Origin of the sequence: Neolewinella lacunae (genome assembly GCF_014349155.1) — a bacterium.
GTDB classification, from domain to species: Bacteria; Bacteroidota; Bacteroidia; order Chitinophagales; family Saprospiraceae; genus Neolewinella; species Neolewinella lacunae.
Genome location: NZ_JACSIT010000047.1, coordinates 1 through 560 on the forward strand (window position 1 = coordinate 1; position 560 = coordinate 560).

Consider the following 560-nt stretch of genomic DNA (forward strand, 5'->3'; position numbering starts at 1 on the left):
TTCCAGGGCACGAGCCTGACCAACGTTGCGGAGATCACCGAAGACGACGGTGACGACGAAGACTCCACGCCGGACAACGACGTACCGACGGAAGATGACCAGGACGATGAGACGATCACGGTTGATCAGACCTACGACCTGGCGCTGACGAAAGACCTCACCTCCGCGGGTCCCTACACCCAAGGCTCCACGGTGTCTTACAACATCACGGTAACCAACCAGGGCAGCCTGGATGCCGCAACGGTGGTGGTCGAAGACCGTCCGCAAGCGGGCCTGACCTACGCTGGCCTGAACAGCGGCGACGTAACGGACAACGGCGACGGCACCTTCACGCTCAACAGCGTCCTGGCACAGGGCGCGAGCCTGACCTTCAACGTGAGCTACACGATTGATGCGACCTTCCAGGGCACGAGCCTGACCAACGTTGCGGAGATCACCGAAGACGACGGCGACGACGAAGACTCTACGCCGGACAACGACGTACCGACGGAAGACGACCAGGACGATGAGACGATCACGGTTGATCAGACCTACGACCTGGCGCTGACGAAAGACCTCAC

At 61.1% G+C, this 560-nt stretch carries 1 protein-coding gene; it reads left to right on the forward strand.

All coding sequences use genetic code 11. The annotated features are described in order from the left end of the window. Window positions 1-560 (forward strand): DUF7507 domain-containing protein (locus H9S92_RS02230; RefSeq protein WP_187465099.1); only part of this gene is annotated, 560 nt, incomplete at both ends.